This is a genomic window from Sphingomonas hylomeconis (assembly GCF_025370105.1).
GTDB classification, from domain to species: domain Bacteria; phylum Pseudomonadota; class Alphaproteobacteria; order Sphingomonadales; family Sphingomonadaceae; genus Sphingomonas; species Sphingomonas hylomeconis.
In genome coordinates this window covers 655735-675053 of sequence record NZ_JANQBK010000001.1, presented here as the reverse complement: position 1 = coordinate 675053, position 19319 = coordinate 655735, and the positions used below count along the sequence as shown (strand labels likewise).

General features: G+C 65.8%; 24 protein-coding genes and 1 tRNA gene. 14 read left to right on the top strand and 11 right to left on the bottom strand.

The genetic code is table 11. From position 1 onward, the window contains the following. Positions 1–7: 7 nt before the first annotated feature. From NV401_RS03370 to NV401_RS03320, 11 genes are all read left to right on the top strand, one after another. A complete protein-coding gene (locus NV401_RS03370; protein WP_261292954.1) occupies positions 8–313 on the top strand; it encodes an REDY-like protein HapK in 306 nt (101 codons plus the stop codon). After that, a complete protein-coding gene (locus tag NV401_RS03365) occupies positions 313–1110 on the top strand; it encodes an SDR family NAD(P)-dependent oxidoreductase (RefSeq protein WP_261292953.1) in 798 nt (265 codons plus the stop codon). The genes NV401_RS03370 and NV401_RS03365 overlap by 1 nt, the downstream gene beginning before the upstream one ends. After that, positions 1110–1976, top strand: a complete 867-nt coding sequence (locus tag NV401_RS03360; protein WP_261292952.1) for a polysaccharide deacetylase family protein — start codon at positions 1110–1112, stop codon at positions 1974–1976. The genes NV401_RS03365 and NV401_RS03360 overlap by 1 nt, the downstream gene beginning before the upstream one ends. Beyond that, entirely contained in the window at positions 1973–2737 is a 765-nt protein-coding gene (locus NV401_RS03355) for an enoyl-CoA hydratase/isomerase family protein (protein WP_261292951.1), read from the top strand. The genes NV401_RS03360 and NV401_RS03355 overlap by 4 nt, the downstream gene beginning before the upstream one ends. Then, on the top strand, positions 2737–3636 hold the full coding sequence (locus NV401_RS03350) for a VOC family protein (protein WP_261292950.1): 900 nt from the start codon (positions 2737–2739) through the stop codon (positions 3634–3636). Before NV401_RS03355 ends, NV401_RS03350 begins: the two co-directional genes overlap by 1 nt. Continuing rightward, positions 3633–4424 (top strand): aspartate/glutamate racemase family protein, encoded by a 792-nt coding sequence (locus NV401_RS03345; protein ID WP_261292949.1) that lies wholly within the window; start codon positions 3633–3635, stop codon positions 4422–4424. Before NV401_RS03350 ends, NV401_RS03345 begins: the two co-directional genes overlap by 4 nt. Beyond that, positions 4421–5410, top strand: a complete 990-nt coding sequence (locus tag NV401_RS03340; RefSeq protein WP_261292948.1) for an MDR family NADP-dependent oxidoreductase — start codon at positions 4421–4423, stop codon at positions 5408–5410. The genes NV401_RS03345 and NV401_RS03340 overlap by 4 nt, the downstream gene beginning before the upstream one ends. Then, on the top strand, positions 5407–6153 hold the full coding sequence (locus tag NV401_RS03335; protein ID WP_261292947.1) for a DUF3108 domain-containing protein: 747 nt from the start codon (positions 5407–5409) through the stop codon (positions 6151–6153). The genes NV401_RS03340 and NV401_RS03335 overlap by 4 nt, the downstream gene beginning before the upstream one ends. Then, the gene (locus NV401_RS03330; protein WP_261292946.1) at positions 6143–6700 is read left to right on the top strand and encodes a carboxymuconolactone decarboxylase family protein; all 558 of its coding nucleotides are present in this window, start codon (positions 6143–6145) and stop codon (positions 6698–6700) included. Before NV401_RS03335 ends, NV401_RS03330 begins: the two co-directional genes overlap by 11 nt. Continuing rightward, positions 6660–7553: an alpha/beta fold hydrolase gene (locus tag NV401_RS03325; protein ID WP_261292945.1), complete on the top strand. Its 894-nt coding sequence runs from the start codon at positions 6660–6662 to the stop codon at positions 7551–7553. Before NV401_RS03330 ends, NV401_RS03325 begins: the two co-directional genes overlap by 41 nt. A 69-nt stretch (positions 7554–7622) precedes the next feature. Further along, positions 7623–7913 carry a DUF1330 domain-containing protein gene (locus NV401_RS03320; RefSeq protein ID WP_261292944.1) on the top strand — a complete coding sequence of 97 codons (291 nt, stop codon included), beginning with the start codon at positions 7623–7625 and terminating at the stop codon, positions 7911–7913. A gap of 32 nt (positions 7914–7945) precedes the next feature. Here NV401_RS03320 and NV401_RS03315 read toward each other — a convergent pair whose 3' ends face one another. Then, positions 7946–8770, bottom strand: a complete 825-nt coding sequence (locus NV401_RS03315) for an alpha/beta fold hydrolase (protein ID WP_261292943.1) — start codon at positions 8768–8770, stop codon at positions 7946–7948. A gap of 162 nt (positions 8771–8932) precedes the next feature. Here NV401_RS03315 and NV401_RS03310 point away from each other — a divergent pair, with 162 nt between their 5' ends. Beyond that, entirely contained in the window at positions 8933–9937 is a 1005-nt protein-coding gene (locus tag NV401_RS03310; RefSeq protein ID WP_261292942.1) for a zinc-binding dehydrogenase, read from the top strand. Between the two features lie 344 nt (positions 9938–10281). Here the strand turns inward: NV401_RS03310 and NV401_RS03305 are convergent. Together NV401_RS03305 and NV401_RS03300 are read right to left on the bottom strand one after the other, a co-directional pair. Then, positions 10282–10356 (bottom strand) — tRNA-Gln (locus tag NV401_RS03305). A gap of 53 nt (positions 10357–10409) precedes the next feature. Next, positions 10410–11507, bottom strand: a complete 1098-nt coding sequence (locus tag NV401_RS03300) for a branched-chain amino acid aminotransferase (RefSeq protein WP_261292941.1) — start codon at positions 11505–11507, stop codon at positions 10410–10412. A gap of 88 nt (positions 11508–11595) precedes the next feature. On the opposite strand from NV401_RS03300, the gene NV401_RS03295 reads away from it, so the two are divergent. Further along, entirely contained in the window at positions 11596–12084 is a 489-nt protein-coding gene (locus NV401_RS03295) for a MarR family winged helix-turn-helix transcriptional regulator (RefSeq protein ID WP_261292940.1), read from the top strand. A gap of 10 nt (positions 12085–12094) precedes the next feature. Here NV401_RS03295 and proC read toward each other — a convergent pair whose 3' ends face one another. The 5 genes from proC to NV401_RS03270 form a co-directional block, all read right to left on the bottom strand. After that, positions 12095–12883: a pyrroline-5-carboxylate reductase gene (gene proC / locus NV401_RS03290; protein WP_261292939.1), complete on the bottom strand. Its 789-nt coding sequence runs from the start codon at positions 12881–12883 to the stop codon at positions 12095–12097. Next, on the bottom strand, positions 12883–13380 hold the full coding sequence (locus tag NV401_RS03285; protein WP_261293069.1) for a type III secretion system chaperone family protein: 498 nt from the start codon (positions 13378–13380) through the stop codon (positions 12883–12885). Before NV401_RS03285 ends, proC begins: the two co-directional genes overlap by 1 nt. 109 nt (positions 13381–13489) lie before the next feature. After that, positions 13490–13744, bottom strand: coding sequence for an accessory factor UbiK family protein (locus NV401_RS03280; protein WP_261292938.1), 255 nt, complete (start codon positions 13742–13744; stop codon positions 13490–13492). A 19-nt stretch (positions 13745–13763) separates the two neighbouring features. Continuing rightward, positions 13764–14318 carry a TspO/MBR family protein gene (locus NV401_RS03275; protein ID WP_261292937.1) on the bottom strand — a complete coding sequence of 185 codons (555 nt, stop codon included), beginning with the start codon at positions 14316–14318 and terminating at the stop codon, positions 13764–13766. Positions 14319–14436: 118 nt separating this feature from the next. After that, positions 14437–15183, bottom strand: coding sequence for a TlyA family RNA methyltransferase (locus NV401_RS03270; protein WP_261292936.1), 747 nt, complete (start codon positions 15181–15183; stop codon positions 14437–14439). Positions 15184–15448: 265 nt separating this feature from the next. Here NV401_RS03270 and NV401_RS03265 point away from each other — a divergent pair, with 265 nt between their 5' ends. Next, complete coding sequence (locus tag NV401_RS03265; RefSeq protein WP_261292935.1) at positions 15449–16120, top strand: RBBP9/YdeN family alpha/beta hydrolase; 672 nt, start codon at positions 15449–15451, stop codon at positions 16118–16120. Between the two features lie 39 nt (positions 16121–16159). Here NV401_RS03265 and dxs read toward each other — a convergent pair whose 3' ends face one another. The 3 genes from dxs to NV401_RS03250 form a co-directional block, all read right to left on the bottom strand. After that, complete coding sequence (dxs, locus tag NV401_RS03260) at positions 16160–18085, bottom strand: 1-deoxy-D-xylulose-5-phosphate synthase (RefSeq protein ID WP_261292934.1); 1926 nt, start codon at positions 18083–18085, stop codon at positions 16160–16162. Between the two features lie 248 nt (positions 18086–18333). Continuing rightward, entirely contained in the window at positions 18334–18804 is a 471-nt protein-coding gene (locus tag NV401_RS03255) for a Fur family transcriptional regulator (protein WP_261292933.1), read from the bottom strand. Positions 18805–18865: 61 nt separating this feature from the next. Continuing rightward, the gene (locus tag NV401_RS03250) at positions 18866–19258 is read right to left on the bottom strand and encodes a MerC domain-containing protein (RefSeq protein ID WP_261292932.1); all 393 of its coding nucleotides are present in this window, start codon (positions 19256–19258) and stop codon (positions 18866–18868) included. Positions 19259–19319 lie beyond the last annotated feature (61 nt).

The following is a 19319-nucleotide window of genomic DNA, read 5'->3' as shown; positions in this document are numbered from 1 at the left end:
AAAAACCATGCGGATCGTCGTCCTGTTCAATCTCAAGCCCGGTGTCCATGCGGCCGCCTATGAGGCATGGGCACGCGAGGCCGATATTCCCGGCGCCAACGCGTTGCCCTCGGTCGAGCGCTTCAGCGTGCATCGCACCACCGGCCTGTTCGGCAGCGACGCACCCGCGCCGTATGACTATATCGAGGTGATCGACATCACCGCGCTCGATCCGTTCGTAGCGGAAGTCTCGACCGAGGCGTTCCAGAAGGTCGCCGCCGCATTCGCGGATTATGCCGACAATCCCCAGTTCCTGCTCACCGAGGATCTGTGATGGCGCGCTTTGCCGGCAAGACCGTCGTCGTCACTGGATCGGGCAAGGACAAGGGGCTCGGCCAGGCGATCCTGCAGCGCTTTGCCGAAGAGGGCGCCAACTGCGTCGTCTCGGATCGCGAGATCGATGACGAAGCCCGCGCGATCGCCGATCGCCTGCGTGCCCTCGGCGCCAGCGTCGAGACGATCGCCTGCGACGTATCGGATGCCGCGCAATGTACCGCTTTGGTCGACGGCGCCGTCGCGGCGTTCGGCAGCGTCGATATCTTCGTCAACAATGCCGGGATCGGATTCATGATGAAGCCGTTGCTTGAGGTCGATCCTGTCGATTGGGCAACGGTGATCGCGGTCAATCTGTCGGGCGCTTTCTATGCCACACAGGCGGCCGCGCGGGCGATGGTCGCGCACGGCAAGGGCGGGCGGATCATCAACATCGCCAGCCAGGCAGCCAAATCGGCCTTCCCGCATCTGCCCGCCTATGTCAGCTCGAAACACGGCATGATCGGCCTGACCCGCGCCAGCGCGATCGAGCTCGGCGCGCACGCGATCACCGTCAACGCCGTGTGCCCCAACCACGTCACGACCGGTCTCGGCGCGCAGCAGAACGACTATTTCGCCAAGCTTTTGGGTTTCGCAGATACCGACGCCTATCTCGCCAACATGGCGCACAAGAATCCCATGGGTCGCCCCGGCAAGGCTACCGACACCGCCGCGGCGTGCGCATGGCTCGCCTCCGATGAGGCCTTTTACGTGACCGGCGAGGCGATCAACGTCTCCGGCGGCGAGGAAATGCACTGATGCGCGAGGAACGGATCGACTGGCCCGCCAAGGCCCGGATCGCGCTGTCGGTCGTGGTCAATGTCGAGGAAGGCTCGGAAATGACGGTCGCGCGCGGCGATCGCGGGATGGAGCCGGTCGACGAACTCGGCATCTTCGTGAAAGGCTCCCTGCGCAATTACGGCAACGAGAGCAACTATCGCTACGGCATCGGCGCGGGCGCGCCGCGGATCGTCAAGCTGCTGCGCGCGCACGATATCCGCGCGAGCTGGACGGTTGCCGCGCTGTCGCTCGAAAATCATCCCGAGATCGCGGCGGCGATCCGCGAGCTCGGCCATGAACCCGTCAGCCACGGCTATCGCTGGATCCACCAGTTCAAGATGGACGAGGCCGCCGAGCGCGACTTCATCGCCAAGGCGGTCGCCTCGATCGAACGGACCACCGGCACGCGGCCCTATGGCTGGCTCAGTCGCTATCTTCATACCGACAATACCCGGCGCCTGCTGATCGAGGCAGGGTTCGAATATCACATGGATGACTATTCGGGCGACGTGCCTTTCTGGGATCGCGATACCGTCCCTGGCCGTCCGATCGCGATCGTGCCGTACCAGCTCGACACCAACGACATGAAGATGTGGACCGATCCGTCCTACACGCCGCAAAGCTGGCTCGATTATGCCCGCCGCTGCTTCGACCAGCTCTACCGCGAAGGCGCCGAGGGCAATCCAAAGATGATGTCGCTGGGGCTGCACCTGCGCATCATCGGCCGCCCGGCGCGGATCTGGGCGTTCGAGGAATTCCTCGAACATGTCCGCGGCCATGACGATGTGTGGATCGCGACCCGCCGTGAGATCGCGCAGCATCTCGCCAAGGTCGATCCGGCATGACGCTGCGGCTCGAACGCGACGGTGCGGTGGCGCACCTGTTGATTGACCGCGCGGCGAAGCGCAACGCCTTCACCCAGGCAATGTGGGAGCAATTGCCGCGCCTGGTCGACGAAGCGATGGCCGACCCGCAGGTGCGTGTGCTGATCCTCGCCGCCGCCGAGCCCGGCGCGTTCTGTGCCGGGGCCGATATCGGCGAGTTCGGCGCCGGCGCGCGCGATCCGAAGTGGCGTGCCGCGAACCAGGCAGCGATCGCGCACGCCCAACGCACGCTCGCACGCGCCGCCAAGCCGGTGATCGCGTTCATCGAGGGCGATTGCGTCGGCGGCGGCTGCGGGCTGGCGATCGCCTGCGATCTGCGCGTTGCACGCGCGCCGGCGCGCTTCGGCATCACCCCGGCCAATCTCGGCCTCGTCTATTCGCTTCACGATACCAAGCTGCTGGTTGATCTGGTAGGGCCGGCACAGGCCAAGCGGATCCTCTTCACCGGATCGCTGCTCGACACAGACGAGGCATTGCGGATCGGCCTGATCGATCTCGTCGCCGATGATCCGCGCCCGCTCGCCGACACGATCGCCGCCAAATCGCTGCACAGCATCCGTCAGTCCAAGGCAATCGTCCGCCGCATTCTCGATGGCCAGGCCGATGACGACGCCGAGACCGCGGCGCTGTTCGCCGAGGCCTTTTCGCTCCCCGATTTCGCCGAGGGGGTCGATGCCTTTCTCGCCAAACGCACGCCTGATTTCACCCGCGGAGCCGATTGATGAGCTTTTTGACGCATGGCCGGATCATCGGCGGGCTTTCGACCACCCCCGATCTCGAAGGCGCGCTGGCCGATTATCGCGATATGCTCGGGCTTGCCGTGATCGAGCACGGCGCGCTCGATGCCGATCTCGCGGCCAGCTGGGGTTGCCCGGCCTCGGCCGGTGCGCGCTTTGCCACGCTGGCGTCGGTCAGCGGCGCGCCGTGCCGCCTGCGTCTCGTCGAACAGCCGCTGCCGGACGATTTCATGCCCACGCGCAGCTATGGCTGGGCCGCCTATGAGATCACCGTGCAGGACGTGTTCGGCTGGCCGGACCGGCTTGCCGGCAGCGGGTTTGAGATTGTTGGCCAGCCCAAAGAAATTCCCGGCCTGCCCTATTTCGTGGCGATGCAGATGCTCGGGCGAGGTAGGGAGATGGTCTACCTCAACGAGGTGCGCGAAGACACGCCGACCTCCGACCTGCCGCGCGCCGCCGCCCCCGTCGACCATATGTTCATCGTGATCCTGGCCGCGCCTGATCGCGCCCGGACGATGCGCTGGTACGCCGATCATTTGGCGCTTGAGGAAGGCGGCACCTACACCATCCCCTACAGCATGATAAACACCGCCTTCGGCCTCGATGCGGCGACGCTGACGACGATCAGCATGGCGCAGAAGGGACGGATGCCGATCGTCGAAGTCGATGACTATCCGGCGCAGGCGATCGTGCGTGGCCGGGCGGCGGGCGCCCTCCCCCCAGGCAATGCGCTGGTCACGCTGGCGGTGGATACGCTCGACGGGCGCGGGCTGGATTTCCTCACCCCGCCCCAGCCCCGCACGGGCGCGTTCTACGAAGGTCGCCGCGCCGCGACCGTAGTCGGCCCGGCCGGCGAACTGCTCGAGCTGGTGGAAATCGCGTGAAGATCGGCCTGATCGGAACACCGCACGATCCGCTGCGCCGTGGCCCGCCCGCGGCCGAGCTGACCGGGCTTCTGCCGCACGGCGCGCTGCTGTCCGCCTGGCCCTCACGCGTGCCCGTCTTCCCCTATACCCCGCTCGAACGCGCGATGCAGGCGATCGGCCATGCCGAGGCCGCGGTCGCCGCCGCCGAACAGGGGTGTGACGCGGTCGTGATCGACAGCCTCGGCGATTACGGCCTCGCCGCGATGACCGCCGCGCTGGCGATCCCGGCGATCGGCGCGGGGCAGGCCGGGATGACGGCCGCCGCGGCACATGGCAGCTTCGCGATCGTCACCGTCTGGCCCGAATCGATGAATTTCATCGTGACCGGTCTGCTGCGTGACTATGGCTTCGACGCCGCCTGCATCGACATCGACAACGTCGGGCAGGAAGGCGATCTCGACCGGCTCACCGGTCCCGACGGATATCTTGCCGGGGTCAGGAACGGCAGCACCATGATCCTCGATGCCGTCCATGCCGGGGTCGCCCGTGCCGCAGCGCGCGGCGCCGATGCCATCCTGCTTGGCTGCACCTGCATGTCCCCGATCGCCGACCGGATTGCCGCGGCCACCGCCATTCCCGTCATCAACCCGCTTGCCGAGGGGGTGCGCGCCGCGCTGGCCGCTGCCCCGATCGATCAGGCACCGCCGCTCAGAGAAGGAAGAATCGACATGCTCAAAACCATGGTCGCGACGCTCGCCGACATGCCGTCGGAAGACTGTCCCGTGTGCATAGGCGCTGTGAAGTGAGCATCGTCATTCGCGAAGTCGTGCTCCGCCACGCCCTTACCGATGCCCCGAGGGCGAGCGATTTTGACATCGTCGAGCGGCGCCTTCCCGACACCCTGCCGGCCGGCACCGTGCATGTCCGACTGCTGTGGCTTGGGCTCGATCCCTATATCGGCCAAACGCTGCGCGCGCGCCACATGGGCGAGAAGCCCCCCGCACCGGGCGAGCCGCTTCCCGCCGAAAGCGTCGGGATCGTGCTTGCCTCGAATGATGCCGGCTTTGTTGCCGGCGATCACGTTGTCGGCAATTGCGGCTGGGCCGAAGAGGCGATCGTTCCGGTCGCAAGGCTTCGCCGTGTCGATCCGACGATCGCCATCGCGGAGCATCTCGGCGTGCTCGGCATGCCCGGTCTCACCGCTTGGGCGGGGATGACGCAACTCGCCAAGGTGAAGGAAGGCGACCTGTTCACCGTCGATGCCGCCGCCGGCATCGTCGCCGGGACGGCCGGTCAGATTGCCAAAATCGCCGGTGCCACCGTGGTCGGCATTGCCGGCGGCGCCGCCAAATGCGCCATCGCCACCGATCGCTACGGCTTTGACGACTGCGTCGATTATTCCCTCGAAGGTTGGGAGGAAAAGCTGCCGCGCGACATCTCGGTGCATTTCGAGAATGTCGGCCAGCGTGTGCTCGATGCGGTGCTGCCGCGCCTCGCGATCAATGCCCGCATGGTGCTCTGCGGCCTCGCACAGCATTATGGCGACGGCAGCGTCGCGCGGATGCCGGTCGGCACGATCATCGGCAAGCGCGCGCAAATCTTCGGGCTCGTCGTCTACGATTATTTCGCACGTCGCGAGGAATGGGTGTCCTTTGCCGCACCGCACATCCGCGATGGTCGGCTGATCGAGGTGCAGGACATTGCCGAGGGGCTCGAACAGGCCGGCGCGCAGATCGAGCGCGTATCGCTTGGGCGAAACGAGGGTCGCGCTTTGGTGCGGATCGGCACATGAACGGCTTTGTTCCCCTTCCCCGCCGCGATGGACTGATCAGCTACCGCCATGCCGATGGCGGGCTGTGGGGTACCGAGCGCTGGGGGATTGCGCGCGGCGCGGATGGCCGCCGCGTGCTGACGACGCATTGCGAAATGGAAATCGGCAGCGATCATGTAGTGCGCGACAGCGTCATTTCCGTCGATGCCGCGTTCCAGCCATGCGATGCCTATGTGCGGATCATGAACCATGGCCGACTGACCGGATCGGGCTGGTTCCGGTTCGACCAGACCCATGCCGAGTGCGAGACTTTCACCGCGGCAGAGGGCCGCTTGTCGCAGACTATCCCGATCCAGCGCCCGATCCGCGGCTTTGGCGTTCACGCGTTGCAGAGCGATGCATGGCTCGGCGCCGATTTTCCGTTCGAGGAAGGACCGGGCCACGTGAAATTCTGGGGCCAGAACCTGATGCACAGCCTGCATCACCTGGGCGCCAGCGGGCCGTTCTTTGCGACGACGCAAAGTGGACTGGAATATGTCGGCACAGAAACCGTCACCGTGCCGGCCGGCACCTTCGAGTGCCGCCGCATCCGCCTGAAAGGCACCACCAACGCGCATCCGCCCTATGACATGTGGCTCTCGACGGACGGCGATCATCTTTACGTCAAAGGCCTCGTCGAGGGATATATGGCCTCGGTGTTCGAACTCGAGGAGCTTGCCGGCGCGCCGATCGACGAACAGAGGGCACCCGTTGATGCTGCCTGACACCCCGTTCAACCGCGTGCCCCGCGCGGCGCTCGATCCCGCGCTACTGCCAATGTGGGATACCACGCAAAAGCTGCACGGCGACACGACCTTCGTCGAGGTGATGGGCAACGCCCCCGCCGTTGCCAAATGGTACACCGAGCGCTTCTATGGCGAGCTCTTCTATTCGGGTCGCATCGACACGAAACTGCTCGAGCTCGTCCGATTGCGTCTCGCCAATGTCCATGGCTGCGCCTTCTGCAACCGCAGCGACCGTATCGCAGCGCTAACCGCCGGGCTGAGCGAGGCCGAAGTCGATTCGATCGGCGACTATGCCGCCGGGCCGTTCGACGAACGCCAGAAGGCCGCGCTCGAACTCGCCGACGTGATGGCGCTGACCAACGCCAAGGGCGCGGTTAGCGGTGCGCTCTACGCGCGCCTCAAGGCGCACTTCAGCGACGCGGACCTGGTCGAACTGGGCGTGGTGATGGCGGTGCTAACCGGCATGGCGAAGTTCATCTTCGCCTATGATCTGGTCGAGAAGGAAGATTACTGCCCGCTCGTCTGAGCGCGCGCGAAAGGACACCCCGATGGTTGATATACGCCGCCACTATGTCGATGGCCCGTTCGGGCAGATACACCTGCGTATTGCCGGGGAGGCCTCCGCCCGGCCCGCCCTGTTCTGCTTTCATATGAGCCCGATGAGCGGACGGATTTATGCCCGGTTCATGGCCAAGATGGGCGCTGACCGCTTGGTAGTCGCAGTAGACACACCCGGCTTCGGCATGTCCGACACGCCGGAAGGACCGCCCGAAATCGCCGATTATGCACGAGCGATGCTTGCCGCGATCGACGCACTGGACGTTACCGGGCCGATCGACCTGATGGGCTATCACACCGGTTCGATGATCGCGTGCGACGTCGCCCGCGCGCGACCTGAACAGATCCGCCGGCTGATCCTGGTCTCGCTTCCGGTCTTCACCGACGAGGAACGCCAGGCGATGCGCGATCTATACAAGCCGGAATCCCCGCACGTCGATGGGTCGCACGTGCTTAAGCGCTGGACCGGCTATCTCCGACACAATCTCGAGAGCGGCCTGGATCTCGACAGCATCGCCGACATGTTTCCCGATGCGCTGCTCGGCCGCGGCCGTGCTTGGTGGGGCCACCGTGCCGCTTTCAACCATCAGCCTGATATGGGCCTCCCGCAGATCGCACAGCCGATCTTGGTAATTAACGCGCAGGACGATCTGAGCGACTATACGCGCCGTGGCGCCGCGCTGCTGGTCAACGGCATCGTCGTCGAGAAGCCGCGCTGGGCGCATGGCTTCCTTGATGCGGATACCGAGGGTGCCGTCGCGCTGGCGCGAGGCTTTCTGGATGATTTGCCCGCGCAACCAACGTGTGCAGCAACGGCATAGCGCATTACAGCGCCGTCGTGCGCAAGGCCGCCCCTGCGCGTCGGCGCTGCCATCCAATCGGAGAAAACTATGCCCGCCTACCTCATCGCCACGGTGACGATCACCGATCCGGTGCGCTTCGGCCAGTATCTGAAGGGTATCGCCGGGCTACCTGCAAAATTTGGAGGAGAACCGGTCCTGAAAGGAGTGGTCGCCGAAGTCGTCGAAGGTCGTGCCGATGCGACGGAGCGCGTGATCGTCAGTCGCTTTCCGGATATTGAGGCGGCCCGCGAATATCTCGGTTGTGCGGAATATCGCGCGGCGAAGCAGCATCGGCTCGGCGCGGCCGAGGTGACGGTCCGCCTGGTCGATAGTGTATGACGAGGGATCAGTGTGGTTACCGTCGACGGTGATCAGGCCGCCAGAAAATCCATGATTGCTCCGGCCACGTGATCTGGTGCCGGCAGCGCGTCGTCATCCCCGATGCGGCGGACGCGCGCATCGGCCAGCAAGGTGGCAATCCGGGCGGTCATCAATCCCAAAGGATCGGCCTTGGTCGACAGGCACAGTGTCGGCTGCATCACGGCGCGGAGCCGCTCGGTGATCGGATAGGCAAACGCCGCGTGATATCCGAGATGATAGGTCTCGATCGATTTCACCACCTCCACCACGAGCCGGTGCAACTCACGTGCGGGCGGCAAGCCGATGCACCGCGCGGCAGCGGCGGACTTGTCATACCACGGCCAGAACAGAAGCTGGTCGCGGCAATAGTGATGCGCCCATAGCAGGTGGGCGCCATACGGGTCGGGCTGCACCGCCGGCGCGTAGCGTGCGGCCAGCTCGGCGCGCTCCGCATCGCTCCACAGTGGCACCCCGTCCAGCACGACGCGACGGACCAAGTCCGGGCGGGTCGCGGCCAGCTCGGTCGCGACGCACGCGCCGGTGTGCGAGCCATAAAGATCGACCGGCCCGTCGGCCAATCGTTCGATCGCCGCCGCACTGTCGCTGGCGAAGTCGGCCATCGTCGGCAACGCCTTCGGATGTGCATCGCTGTCTCCCAATCCTGCCAGATCGGGGGCTATTACGCGACGGTCGTCGATCGCCTGCATCAGCGGCACCATCTGTGCCGATGATCCAGGTGACGCGTGCAGAACGACCAGCGTTGGGCCAATGCCCCCGCGGACACGAACATGGATCTGACGATCATCGAGATCGACGAAGTGGCGGCGTAACGGCATGCCCGATGCTCCCATGTGCGGGCAATGCGCTGAGTGCCAATCGGTCTCTCGCACATTTTATGATCGAATTGTCCGGACAACTTTGGCATAGACGATAGTGAATTGGAAGGGGGTCGCGTTGGCCGCGATCGCCCAGACACTGTGACCGAAGCGGAGGACCGTATGCCCGAGACCTATCGTGCCATCCAGCAACAGCGATTCACTGACACCTTCCGCGACGCGACCGAGATCGTCGAATTGCCGATCACCCACCCTCGATCCGGGGAACTCCGGGTGCGTAACCTACACTGCGGCATCAACGGCATTTTCGACACCCAAATCGCGCGAGACGCCGTGGACTATGTGAAAATCGGCCTGCCGACGTTCACCGGCGTCGAAGCGATCGGCGTGGTCGAAGCTGTGGGAGCCGATGTCGCGGAATTCTCGATCGGCGATGCGGTTGCGACAACACGCTTCGGGCGTGGATACCGCGAGATCAATACCGCGCCTGCATCGGAATTCGTGCGCGTTCCGGAAGCCACGCCCGATATTCTGACGCTTGCTTCGACCGGGGTGTCCGCGCTGCTGGCACTCGAACATATCGGCCAGGTCAAGGATGGCGAGACGGTGGCGATCTCTGCCGCCGCCGGGGGACTGGGGCATCTGCTCGTACAGCTGGCCCTGCTACGAGGCTGTACGGTGATCGGCGTCGCGGGCGGCGCGCAAAAAGGCGCGTTTCTGAAGGACCTCGGCGTGCATCGCGTCATCGATTACAAGTGCGAGGATATCGGTGAGATCCTGCGTGAAGAATATCCCCGCGGGATCGATGTTGCCCTCGACAGTGTCAGCGGGAAGGTTTTCGACGATTTCCTTGCCAACATGGCGCCGCATGGCCGCTTGGTCGTGTCGGGTGCGGCATCCGACCTGGACGGAAAGCCGGAAATCGTCTCAGCGCCGCGGATCGCCCATTCCATCTATTACAAGGGCGTCTCCGTCCGCGGGTTCATGAACGGCCTGCTGACCGACCATTGGCCTGAAGCACGTGCTCGCATTTTCGCCTATTATGCGGCGAACGACATTAAGGTCGTGCGCGACGCCAGCGCCTTCCGCGGCGTGGAATCCATCCCGGACGCGGTCGAATGGCTGTTATCGGGCCGGTCAATGGGCAAGGTGATGGTCGATATTTGATCGTGACAAACCAGCGGGCTCTTGGGCCCCCCAGAGGAAAAACGCTTTCCGGCCGCCAAAGCATGAGCCGGATAGCCCCGTGTTACGCCGATGCGGACCCGTCGTCCGAACCCAGCCCTTCCGGACGTCGTTCGCAATCCCGGGGTCGCACCCTGATTACCTCAAGCGCAGACCATCGCACGATCGCTGAGGGCGCCGTCACCAGTACACTGGCCTGCGCCAGCAGCGGATGCTGCAGCGTGGCTAAAGTTGATACCCCCCGCCCAAGCGATCGGCGCACGCTGACGCACGCCGATCCCGGCCATCAGCGGTTGGCCATCGATTTCGGCATTAAGACAGAAAATTGGCTGGGGCGGCAGGGTTCGAACCTGCGAATGGCGGCATCAAAAGCCGCTGCCTTACCACTTGGCGACGCCCCAACGAAGGCGGCCTTATAGCGGCGCGCCTCTCTTAGAAAACCCCTGAAAGACGATTAGTCGATACGATGCAGCCAGCCATTGGCATCGGGCGCCGTGCCGCGCTGGATCGCGACCAGTGCATCGCGCATCCGCATCGTCAATTGGCCTGGTCCGCCGCTGCCGATAGTGAAGCGGCCCTGTGGCTCGGCCACACTGCCAATCGGCGTGACCACCGCCGCGGTGCCGCAGGCGAACGCCTCGACCAGCCGGCCGCTCGCCGCGTCCGCGCGCCACTGATCGATCGCATAGGGCGCCTCGCGCACCGCAATGCCCTGCGACCGCGCGATCGTCAGGATCGAATCGCGGGTGATGCCGGGCAGGATCGTGCCGGTCAGCGGCGGCGTCGCCATGCTGCCGTCATCGAACACGAAAAACACGTTCATGCCGCCCAGTTCCTCGACATAACGGCGTTCGACCGCATCGAGGAACACCACCTGGTCGCAGCCATTGCGGCTCGCCTCGGCCTGCGCCACCAGGCTGGTGGCGTAATTGCCGCCGCACTTGGCCTCGCCCGTGCCACCCGGCGCGGCCCGCGTATAATCCTGGCTCACCCAGATCGACACGGTCGGCGCGCCGCCCTTGAAATAGGCGCCGACCGACGAGGCCAGCACGATATAGAGATATTCCGCGCTCGGCTTGACGCCGAGGAAAACCTCGCTGGCGAACATGAACGGCCGCAGATAGAGCGCGCCGCCGTCGCTGGTCGGAATCCAGTCGTGATCGACCTTCACCAGCCGCTCGATCGATTCGAGGAACAGCGCCTCGGGCAGTTCCGGCATGGCGAGCCGCCGCGCCGAATTCTGGAAGCGCCGCGCATTGGCCTCGGGGCGGAACAGCGCGGTCCCGCCATCGGCGAGGCGATACGCCTTCATGCCCTCGAAGATCTCCTGCGCGTAATGCAGCACCGACGACGCCGGATCCATCGTCAGCGGCGCGCGCGCGGTGATCTTGGCATCGTGCCACCCCTTGTCGTCGCTATAGCGGATCACCGCCATATGATCGGTGAAGACCCGGCCGAACTGCGGATCGACCAGCCGCGCGGCGCGCTCATTGGCCTCCACCGGCGTGGCATTGGGCTCATGCGCGAAGGTCAAGCTGGGATCGGCGGTCATCGCATCCTCTTGGATTACAGGCCAACCCGCGCGATTGCACGGTCAAGGCGGTTGCAGCCGCCTAAGACGGATGGCAAACGCGGTCAACATGGCCTCCCCCACTCCCTCCGCCTCGCCGCTGTTCCTGCGCGAGACCGAAATCCGCCGCGGCGTCGAACTGCTTTATTTCGGCAACAGTCATCTGACGCGCGCGATCGACCGCGGCCTGGCCGCCAAGGGACTGGGCCGCGCGCATCACCGCGCCTTGTATTTCATCGCCCGCCAGCCGGACCTGACGGTGAGCCAGCTGCTCGCCTTGCTCGCCATCACCAAGCAATCGCTCGGCCGGGTGATCAACGAGCTGACCGAGCGCAACCTGATCGAGATGCGCCCCGGCGACAAGGACCGCCGCCAGCGTCTGCTGCGCCTGACGCCGGAGGGCGCGGCGTTCGAAAACGAATTGTTCGAAGCGCTGCGCGAGCGGCTGTCGGCGGCCTATGCCAGTGCCGGCCAGGGCGCGGTCGGGGGCTTCTGGGCAGTGCTGGAAGGGCTGATCCCGGCCGAGGAGCGCTCGCGCGTGGCGAGCTTGCGAGACTGACGCCGCCGCGTCAGCGCGCCGCCGCCGCCATCTCCGCGTTGCGCCGCGCCGACGCGACCAGCGTCTCGCGCAGCAACGCCGCCAGCGCCTCGTCGCGATCGAGCACGTTGAGCCCCTCGCGGGTCGAGCCGCCGGGGCTCGCCACGCGATCGGCCAGCGCCGCGGGGCTGTCCGCCGACGCCGCCGCCATCAGGCCGGCACCCTCGACCGTCGCCACGGCCATCCGCTGCGCCTGATCGGCAGGCAGGCCGAGCGCCACGCCGCCGGCCGCCAGCGCATCGATGAAGCGATAGAGAAAACCCGGTCCGCTGCCGGCCAGGGCGGTGACCGCATCGAACAGCTTGGCCTCGACCCATTCGACCAGACCGAGCGGCGCCATCAACGCCGCCACGGCCGCCCGCGCATCCGGCCCGGCACTGGCGGACTGCAGCCCGACCACGCCCTTGCCAATCCCGACCGGAAGGTTGGGCATCGCACGCACGATCGCGCCGGCGGTGAACCGCCCGGCCAGCGCCGCCTCGTCCACGCCGGCCAGGATCGAGATCAGCAGCGGCGCGCCGGCGATCTGGCCGGCGAAGCGCGCGGCGATATCATTGATCTGCTGCGGCTTCATGCCCAGCAGCACGACATCCGGCACAGGCCCCGCGGGCAGCGTGCGCGCCTGTCGCACGCCTTCGGGCAGCGCGCGGTCACCGCGATTGACGACATCCACGTCGCCCGCCGCGACCGCCCCGGTCTCAATCCAGCGGCGCAGCATCGCGCCGCCCATATTGCCGCACCCGATCATCCACAGCCGCATCAGGCTTCGCCCTGCGTCTCGGTCATCGCCGCCGCCAGCGCTTCCTTGGGCGTCTTGCCGCCCCACATCACGAACTGGAACACCGGGTAGAAGCGCTCGCACTCGTCGATCGCGGATTCGACCAGCAATTCCGCCGCGCCGAGCGACAAGGTGCCGCCCTCGCCCTCGATCATCGCCGCATGGCGATAGAGCAGGATGCCGCTCGACGACCACAGTTCGAAATGCCCGACCCACAATTGCTCGTTGATCAGGCCGATCGCCTCGTAGATCGCGATCCGGCGTTCGTCCGACACGCGGATGTCGGGGAAGGCCAGGAACTGCAGCACGCTATCCTCGTCACGCCACAAAGCGCGCAACTCGTACGTCGTCCAGCTGCCCTTGACCTTGGCGATCACCTCGTCGTCAAGCCGCTCATGCTCCCAGCCATGCGCCGAGAAATAGCTCTCGAGCATGTCGATCGGCGCAGCATCGTCACGGTCGTCATCGGCATCGAGCATCATGCGCCCCCCTCCCCGGTCGGGACCAGGGCGTAGGGCGTGCCCCGGCCCAGCGAGGTCCGCAACATGGAGGGGAACAAGCCGGTCGATAATTCTGTGGATAAGATGCTCAGGCTCCCGTGCCGACCTTGGCCTCGAGCGCATCCAGCCGCGCGCGCAGTGCGTCCGCCTCGTCGCGGGCGGCCGCCGCCATCGCCTTGACCGCGTCGAATTCGTCACGGCTGACGAAATCGAGCCCGCCGATCCATTCCCTCGCGCGCGAGCGCGCGCTTGCTTCGGCTTCGCGGCCGACACCGGCCAGCGTCCCGGCGGCGCCGTTCACGAACTTCACGAAATCGTCGAAAATCTTGTTGTCGGCTTGCATGTCAATTCCTGCGATAATGTCAGAGCGGTATTTGGGTGGTGCTGGAAGACGGCACAAGGGTGGCGGCGTCCGGGTTCAACTGGTGGATCTGGAAGTTGAGCATCGCGGCACAGACCAGCCAGGCAAGATAGGGCACCATCAGCCAGGCGGCCGCCTTGCGGATCCGGCCGAACATCAGGGTCGTGGCCAGCGCGGCGAGGAACATCACCCCGATCACGATCAGCGCGGCGAATACCTGGTGCGCGCCGAAGAAGAGCGGGCTCCAGATCAGATTGATTAGCAATTGTATCACGAACAAGCCGATCGCCGGCCCGCGCAGCGTCGATCCGCGCGCGTGGATGATCATCGCCAACGCCAGCCCCATCAGGATGTAGATCGTCGTCCAGGCGACCGGAAAGGCCCAATTGGGCGGGGTCGCCGCCGGCTTCGCCAGCGCCTCGTACCATAGGTTGTTCGAGCCCATCGGCGCGAGCCGGGCGGAGCCGAAGCCGAGCAATAGGATCAGCGGCACCGTCACCACCGCCCAGCGCAAATAGGCCAGGCGCAGTTGCTGCTTCGATGCAATTTCCCTCAACGCCTACACCTTTCCTGCGCCACGCCTGCCGCGCGGTTTAAGATCCCAGACCATCAATATAAGATAAAGCCCGCCGGTTGGCCGAAAATATTTGCACACGCGGTGCGCGATAGTGGGTTCACGCAGCGATCGGCCGCCTGGTCGCGGCAATCAGGAACTCGATATTGCCCTCCGGCCCGGTGATCGGGCTTTCGACCACGCCCGCCACTGCCCACCCGATCGACTCCAGCCACGCGACGACTTGCGCACAGACGCGGTCGTGAATTGCTGGATCGCGCACTACCCCGCCCTTGCCCACTTCCTCGCGCCCGGCCTCGAACTGCGGCTTGATCAGCGCCAGCAGGCGGCCGCCCGGCACCACGAAGCCGAGCGGCACGGCGAGCACCTTGGCGAGGCCGATAAAGCTCGCATCGCACACCACCAGATCGATCGGCTCCGGGATATGCGCGGCGGTCAGGATCCGCGCGCTGGTCTGTTCGTGCACCACGACGCGGTCGTCCTGCCGCAGTTTCCAGGCCAGCTGGTTGGTGCCGCTATCCACCGCATAGACGCGGTGCGCGCCGCGCGTGAGCAGCACGTCGGTAAACCCGCCGGTCGAGGATCCGACGTCGATCGCCACCGCGCCGTCCACCGCCCAGCCGAAATGGTCCAGCCCGTGCGCCAGCTTGACCCCGCCACGCGACACCCAGGGATGATCGCGTCCCCGCACGTCGAGCACGACGTCGTCGGCCAGCATCTGCCCGGGCTTGTCGACCTTGCGCGTGCCCGCAAACACCAGCCCGGCCATGATCAACGCCTGCGCACGCGTCCGGCTCTCGGCCAGGCCGCGTTCCACCAGCAATTGATCGACCCGTATCTTTGCCATGCAATCCTCGATTCGCGCCGGACCCTAGCCGGGCACGGCGTGCCGCGCACCCCCAGCTTGAGCGGCCACCAGAAGGCGATCCGCGACCAGCCGAACGGAACCCGCCACGGCGTTCCGACTGGCGCAGCGCCTCGTCGATCCGGCGCAAGGCCTATTGCCGATCACATTGATAGGAATAGCTTCGAGGTCGGGAGGCGTGGTCATGCTGGTCCCCCTAGAGCTAAGCACGGCCACGTCTTCTGCGACATCAACAGGAGCCGAGAACATGGGAAGTCTTTCACCGTTCGATCCGGCCCAGCCGACGATCCTCACCGTGCCGGGCCTTGGCGGTTCGGGCCCGTCGCATTGGCAGACGCTATGGGAAGGCGCGCGCCCCGATACGCTGCGCGTCGAACTCGGCATGTGGCACACCCCGCATCGCAATGCCTGGGTGACCAAGCTCGATCAGGCGATCCGCCAGGCGCAGGCGCCCGTGATCCTTGCTGCCCATAGTCTGGGCTGCCTGGCCGTCGCGTGGTGGGCAGAATTGACGCGCCAGCCTTATGGCTGGCCGGTCGCCGGCGCGCTGCTGGTCGCGCCGGCCGATGCCGATCGCCCCTCGGCGCAGGACGAAGTCAGAGCGTTCGGCCCCACACCGACCATACCGCTGCCCTTTCCCTCGATCGTCGTGGCGAGCCAAGACGATCCCTGGATCGATCTCGATCGCGCGCACAGCCTGGCGGTCGGCTGGGGTAGCCACTTCATCGATGCCGGCGCGCAGGGGCACCTCAACGCCGCCAGCGGCATCGGCTGGTGGAGCGAGGGGCAGGAACTGCTCGAGCGCGTCATCGCCGCCGCCAGCGACGGCAAGGGCCGCGCCCGCCAGCCCAGCGACGCGCGTTCGATCCTCGCGATCGACGGCACCGATGCGGCGCAGGCACAGCAGCCGGGGCGATGAACCGCTAGGACCTCGCCTGACGCCCTGCTCCAACCGGGCTCAGGCGCGCGCGCCCTCCGCCACCCCGGCATCATTGTGCCGCAGCGCCTTCAGCACCGTCTCGACGATGCCGTCGGCGTCCAGCCCAGCCTGAGCATATTGCAGCTCGGGCTTGTCCTGGTCCTGGAACGTGTCGGGCAGGCGCATGGTGCGGATCTTGAGCCCGCCATCGGTCAGCCCCTCGTCCGAGGCGAGCGTCAGCACGTGCGCGCCAAGCCCGCCGACCGAGCCTTCCTCGATCGTCACCGCGACTTCGTGCGTGGTGAGCAGGCGGCGGATCAGGGCTTCGTCCAGCGGCTTGGCGAAGCGCAGATCGGCGACCGTCGTGCTCAGTCCCTTGGCATCGAGCGCGTCGGCCGCCTTCAGCGCCTCGCCCAGCCGGGTGCCGAGCGACAGGATCGCGACCTTCTTGCCCTCGCGCACGATCCGGCCCTTGCCGATCTCGAGCCGTTCGGGCGTTGCGGGCAGGTCGATGCCGGTGCCGTTGCCACGCGGATAGCGCAGCGCGATCGGGCCGCTGTCGTGGCACGCCGCGGTGTGCGTCATGTGCACCAGCTCGGCCTCGTCCGCCGCCGCCATGACGACGAAGTTCGGCAGCGTGGCGAGATAGGTCACGTCGAACGATCCGGCATGCGTCGCGCCGTCCGCGCCGACCAGCCCGGCACGGTCGATCGCGAAGCGCACCGGCAGGTTCTGGATCGCCACGTCGTGCACGACCTGGTCATAGGCACGCTGCAGGAAGGTCGAATAGATCGCGCAGAACGGGCGCATGCCCTGCGCGGCGAGCCCGGCGGCGAAGGTCACGGCATGCTGCTCGGCAATGCCGACATCGAAGAAACGATCGGGATAATTCTTGGCGAAGGCATCCAGCCCGGTGCCCGACGGCATTGCCGCGGTGATCGCGACGATGCGCTCGTCGCGCGCCGCTTCCTTGACCAGCTGCGCGCCGAACACGTTCTGATATTGCGGCGGGCCCGGCGGTGCCTTGGCCTGCGTGCCGGTGATCACATCGAACTTCTGCACGCCGTGATATTTGTCCGCTGCCGCCTCGGCCGGGGCATAGCCCTTGCCCTTCTTGGTCACGACATGGATCAGCACCGGGCCTTCCTTGGCGTCGCGGACATTCTCCAGCACCGGGATGAGATGTTCGAGATTATGCCCGTCGATCGGGCCGACATAATAGAAGCCCAATTCCTCGAACAGCGTGCCGCCGGTGGCCATGCCGCGGGCGAATTCCTCGGCCTTGGCCGCAGCGCTGTGCACGCGCTTGGAGAGCTTGCTCACCACCTTCTTGGCCAGGCTGCGGAAGCCCATATATTCGGAACTCGACACCATCCGCGCAAGATAGGCCGAGAGCCCGCCGACCGGCGGCGCGATCGACATGTCGTTGTCGTTGAGGATCACGATCAGCCGGTTGCCCGCCGCCTCGGCATTGTTCATCGCCTCATAGGCCATGCCCGCCGACATCGCGCCGTCGCCGATCACCGCGATGCCCTTGCCCGGCGTACCGGCGAGCTTGTTGGCGATGGCAAAGCCCAGCGACGCCGAGATCGAGGTCGACGAATGCGCCGCGCCGAACGGGTCGTATTCGCTCTCGCTGCGCTTGGTGAAGCCCGACAGGCCGCCACCGGTGCGCAGCGTGCGGATTCGATCGCGCCGCCCGGTCAGGATCTTGTGCGGATAACATTGATGCCCGACGTCCCACACCAGCTTGTCGTTGGGCGTATCGAACACATAGTGGATCGCGACGGTCAGCTCGACCACGCCGAGCCCGGATCCCAGGTGGCCGCCGGTGACGCCGACCGCGGAGATCGTCTCGGCGCGCAGTTCGTCGGCCAGCTGGCGAAGTTGGGTCGGAGCGAGCTTGCGCAGGTCCGCGGGGATATGGACCGTATCGAGCAACGGCGTTTCGGTAACATCAGACATTGATGGGGTTTAGCCGAGCCGGAAACCGCTGTCGATTGGGCTGGATCATCTGCATCGTTTCTTGATCCATATTAGATCGACCCCGGATTTCGGCGGACGGCCGGAGCAGAATGATGCCAGTGAATACGTGAGCCGCTGCCGCGTGCAACGCCTGCCTCACCCCACCGACGTCGCGCCCGATTCGCGCCGTCAGCACACCACCGGACACCCGACAGACATTGCGCGGTACTAACCGCGATCGGCCAGCCTCAGCTCGGGGCGTCACAGTCCGCGCAGGTTCCGCGCACTTCGATGACCGGACGAACAGGAGAAAAACCAGTCGCCGCCGCAGCCGAACGGACGCCCTTGGTGATCACGTCGTCGTCGATATGCACCGTCGTCCCGCACGAGTCGCAGACCAGGAAGATGCAGTCGTGCAGGCAATCGGGATGCGCATTGGCGACATAGGCATTGGCGCTCTCGACCTTGCGCGCCAGGTTCGACGCAACGAACAGGTCAAGGATGCGATACACGCTGTTGGCCGCGACCCGACGCCCCTCGGACTTGGAAACGGCTTCGGCGATATCATAAGCCGAGGCCGGCTTGTCGAACCCGGCCAGCGCCGCAAAGATGTTTGCGCGCATCGCCGTCCATTGCTCGCCGGATTTCTCCAGCGTGGCCTGCGCCGCGGTGGCGAGATCGGCGCCCAGGGGTTCGTGGTGATGATGATGCGAAGCCATCGTCATAAGGTAAGAGCTGCGCCGCCGTTGAGCAAGCGCCCGTCCCGGTCGCGCCGCCGGCTCAGTAGGTCGCGCGGCGGTTCAGATCGTGGCCCAGCGCGAGCAGACCGACGCCGACCAGGGTCCAGATCGTCTCCAGCCCGCTGCCGTCATGCGGCAGCGACATCGCGCCGGCCATGATGCCAAGGCCGAGTGCACCGACCGATGCCGGCATCATATAGCCGTGCGCGGCAATGCCACGGCCCAGCGCAAGAATGCCGAAGCCGATCGCGATGGTCAGACCGATTTCATGGAAGATCGGATTGAGCAGCATTCCGCCCGCAGTCGACAGCAAGGCGAGCAGGATCGCGCTGGTCAGGCAATGCACCATGCACAGGCCCGACAGGCCGATCGCCAGGCGATCGGCATGCGACTCGATCCAGCCGAGCGGAGAAATGCGGGAGTGTGTCGTCATCGTGGGTGCTATATATCGCCGGTTGCGCCGGGTTACAATATATCATGTGCTGTTTCTGGCC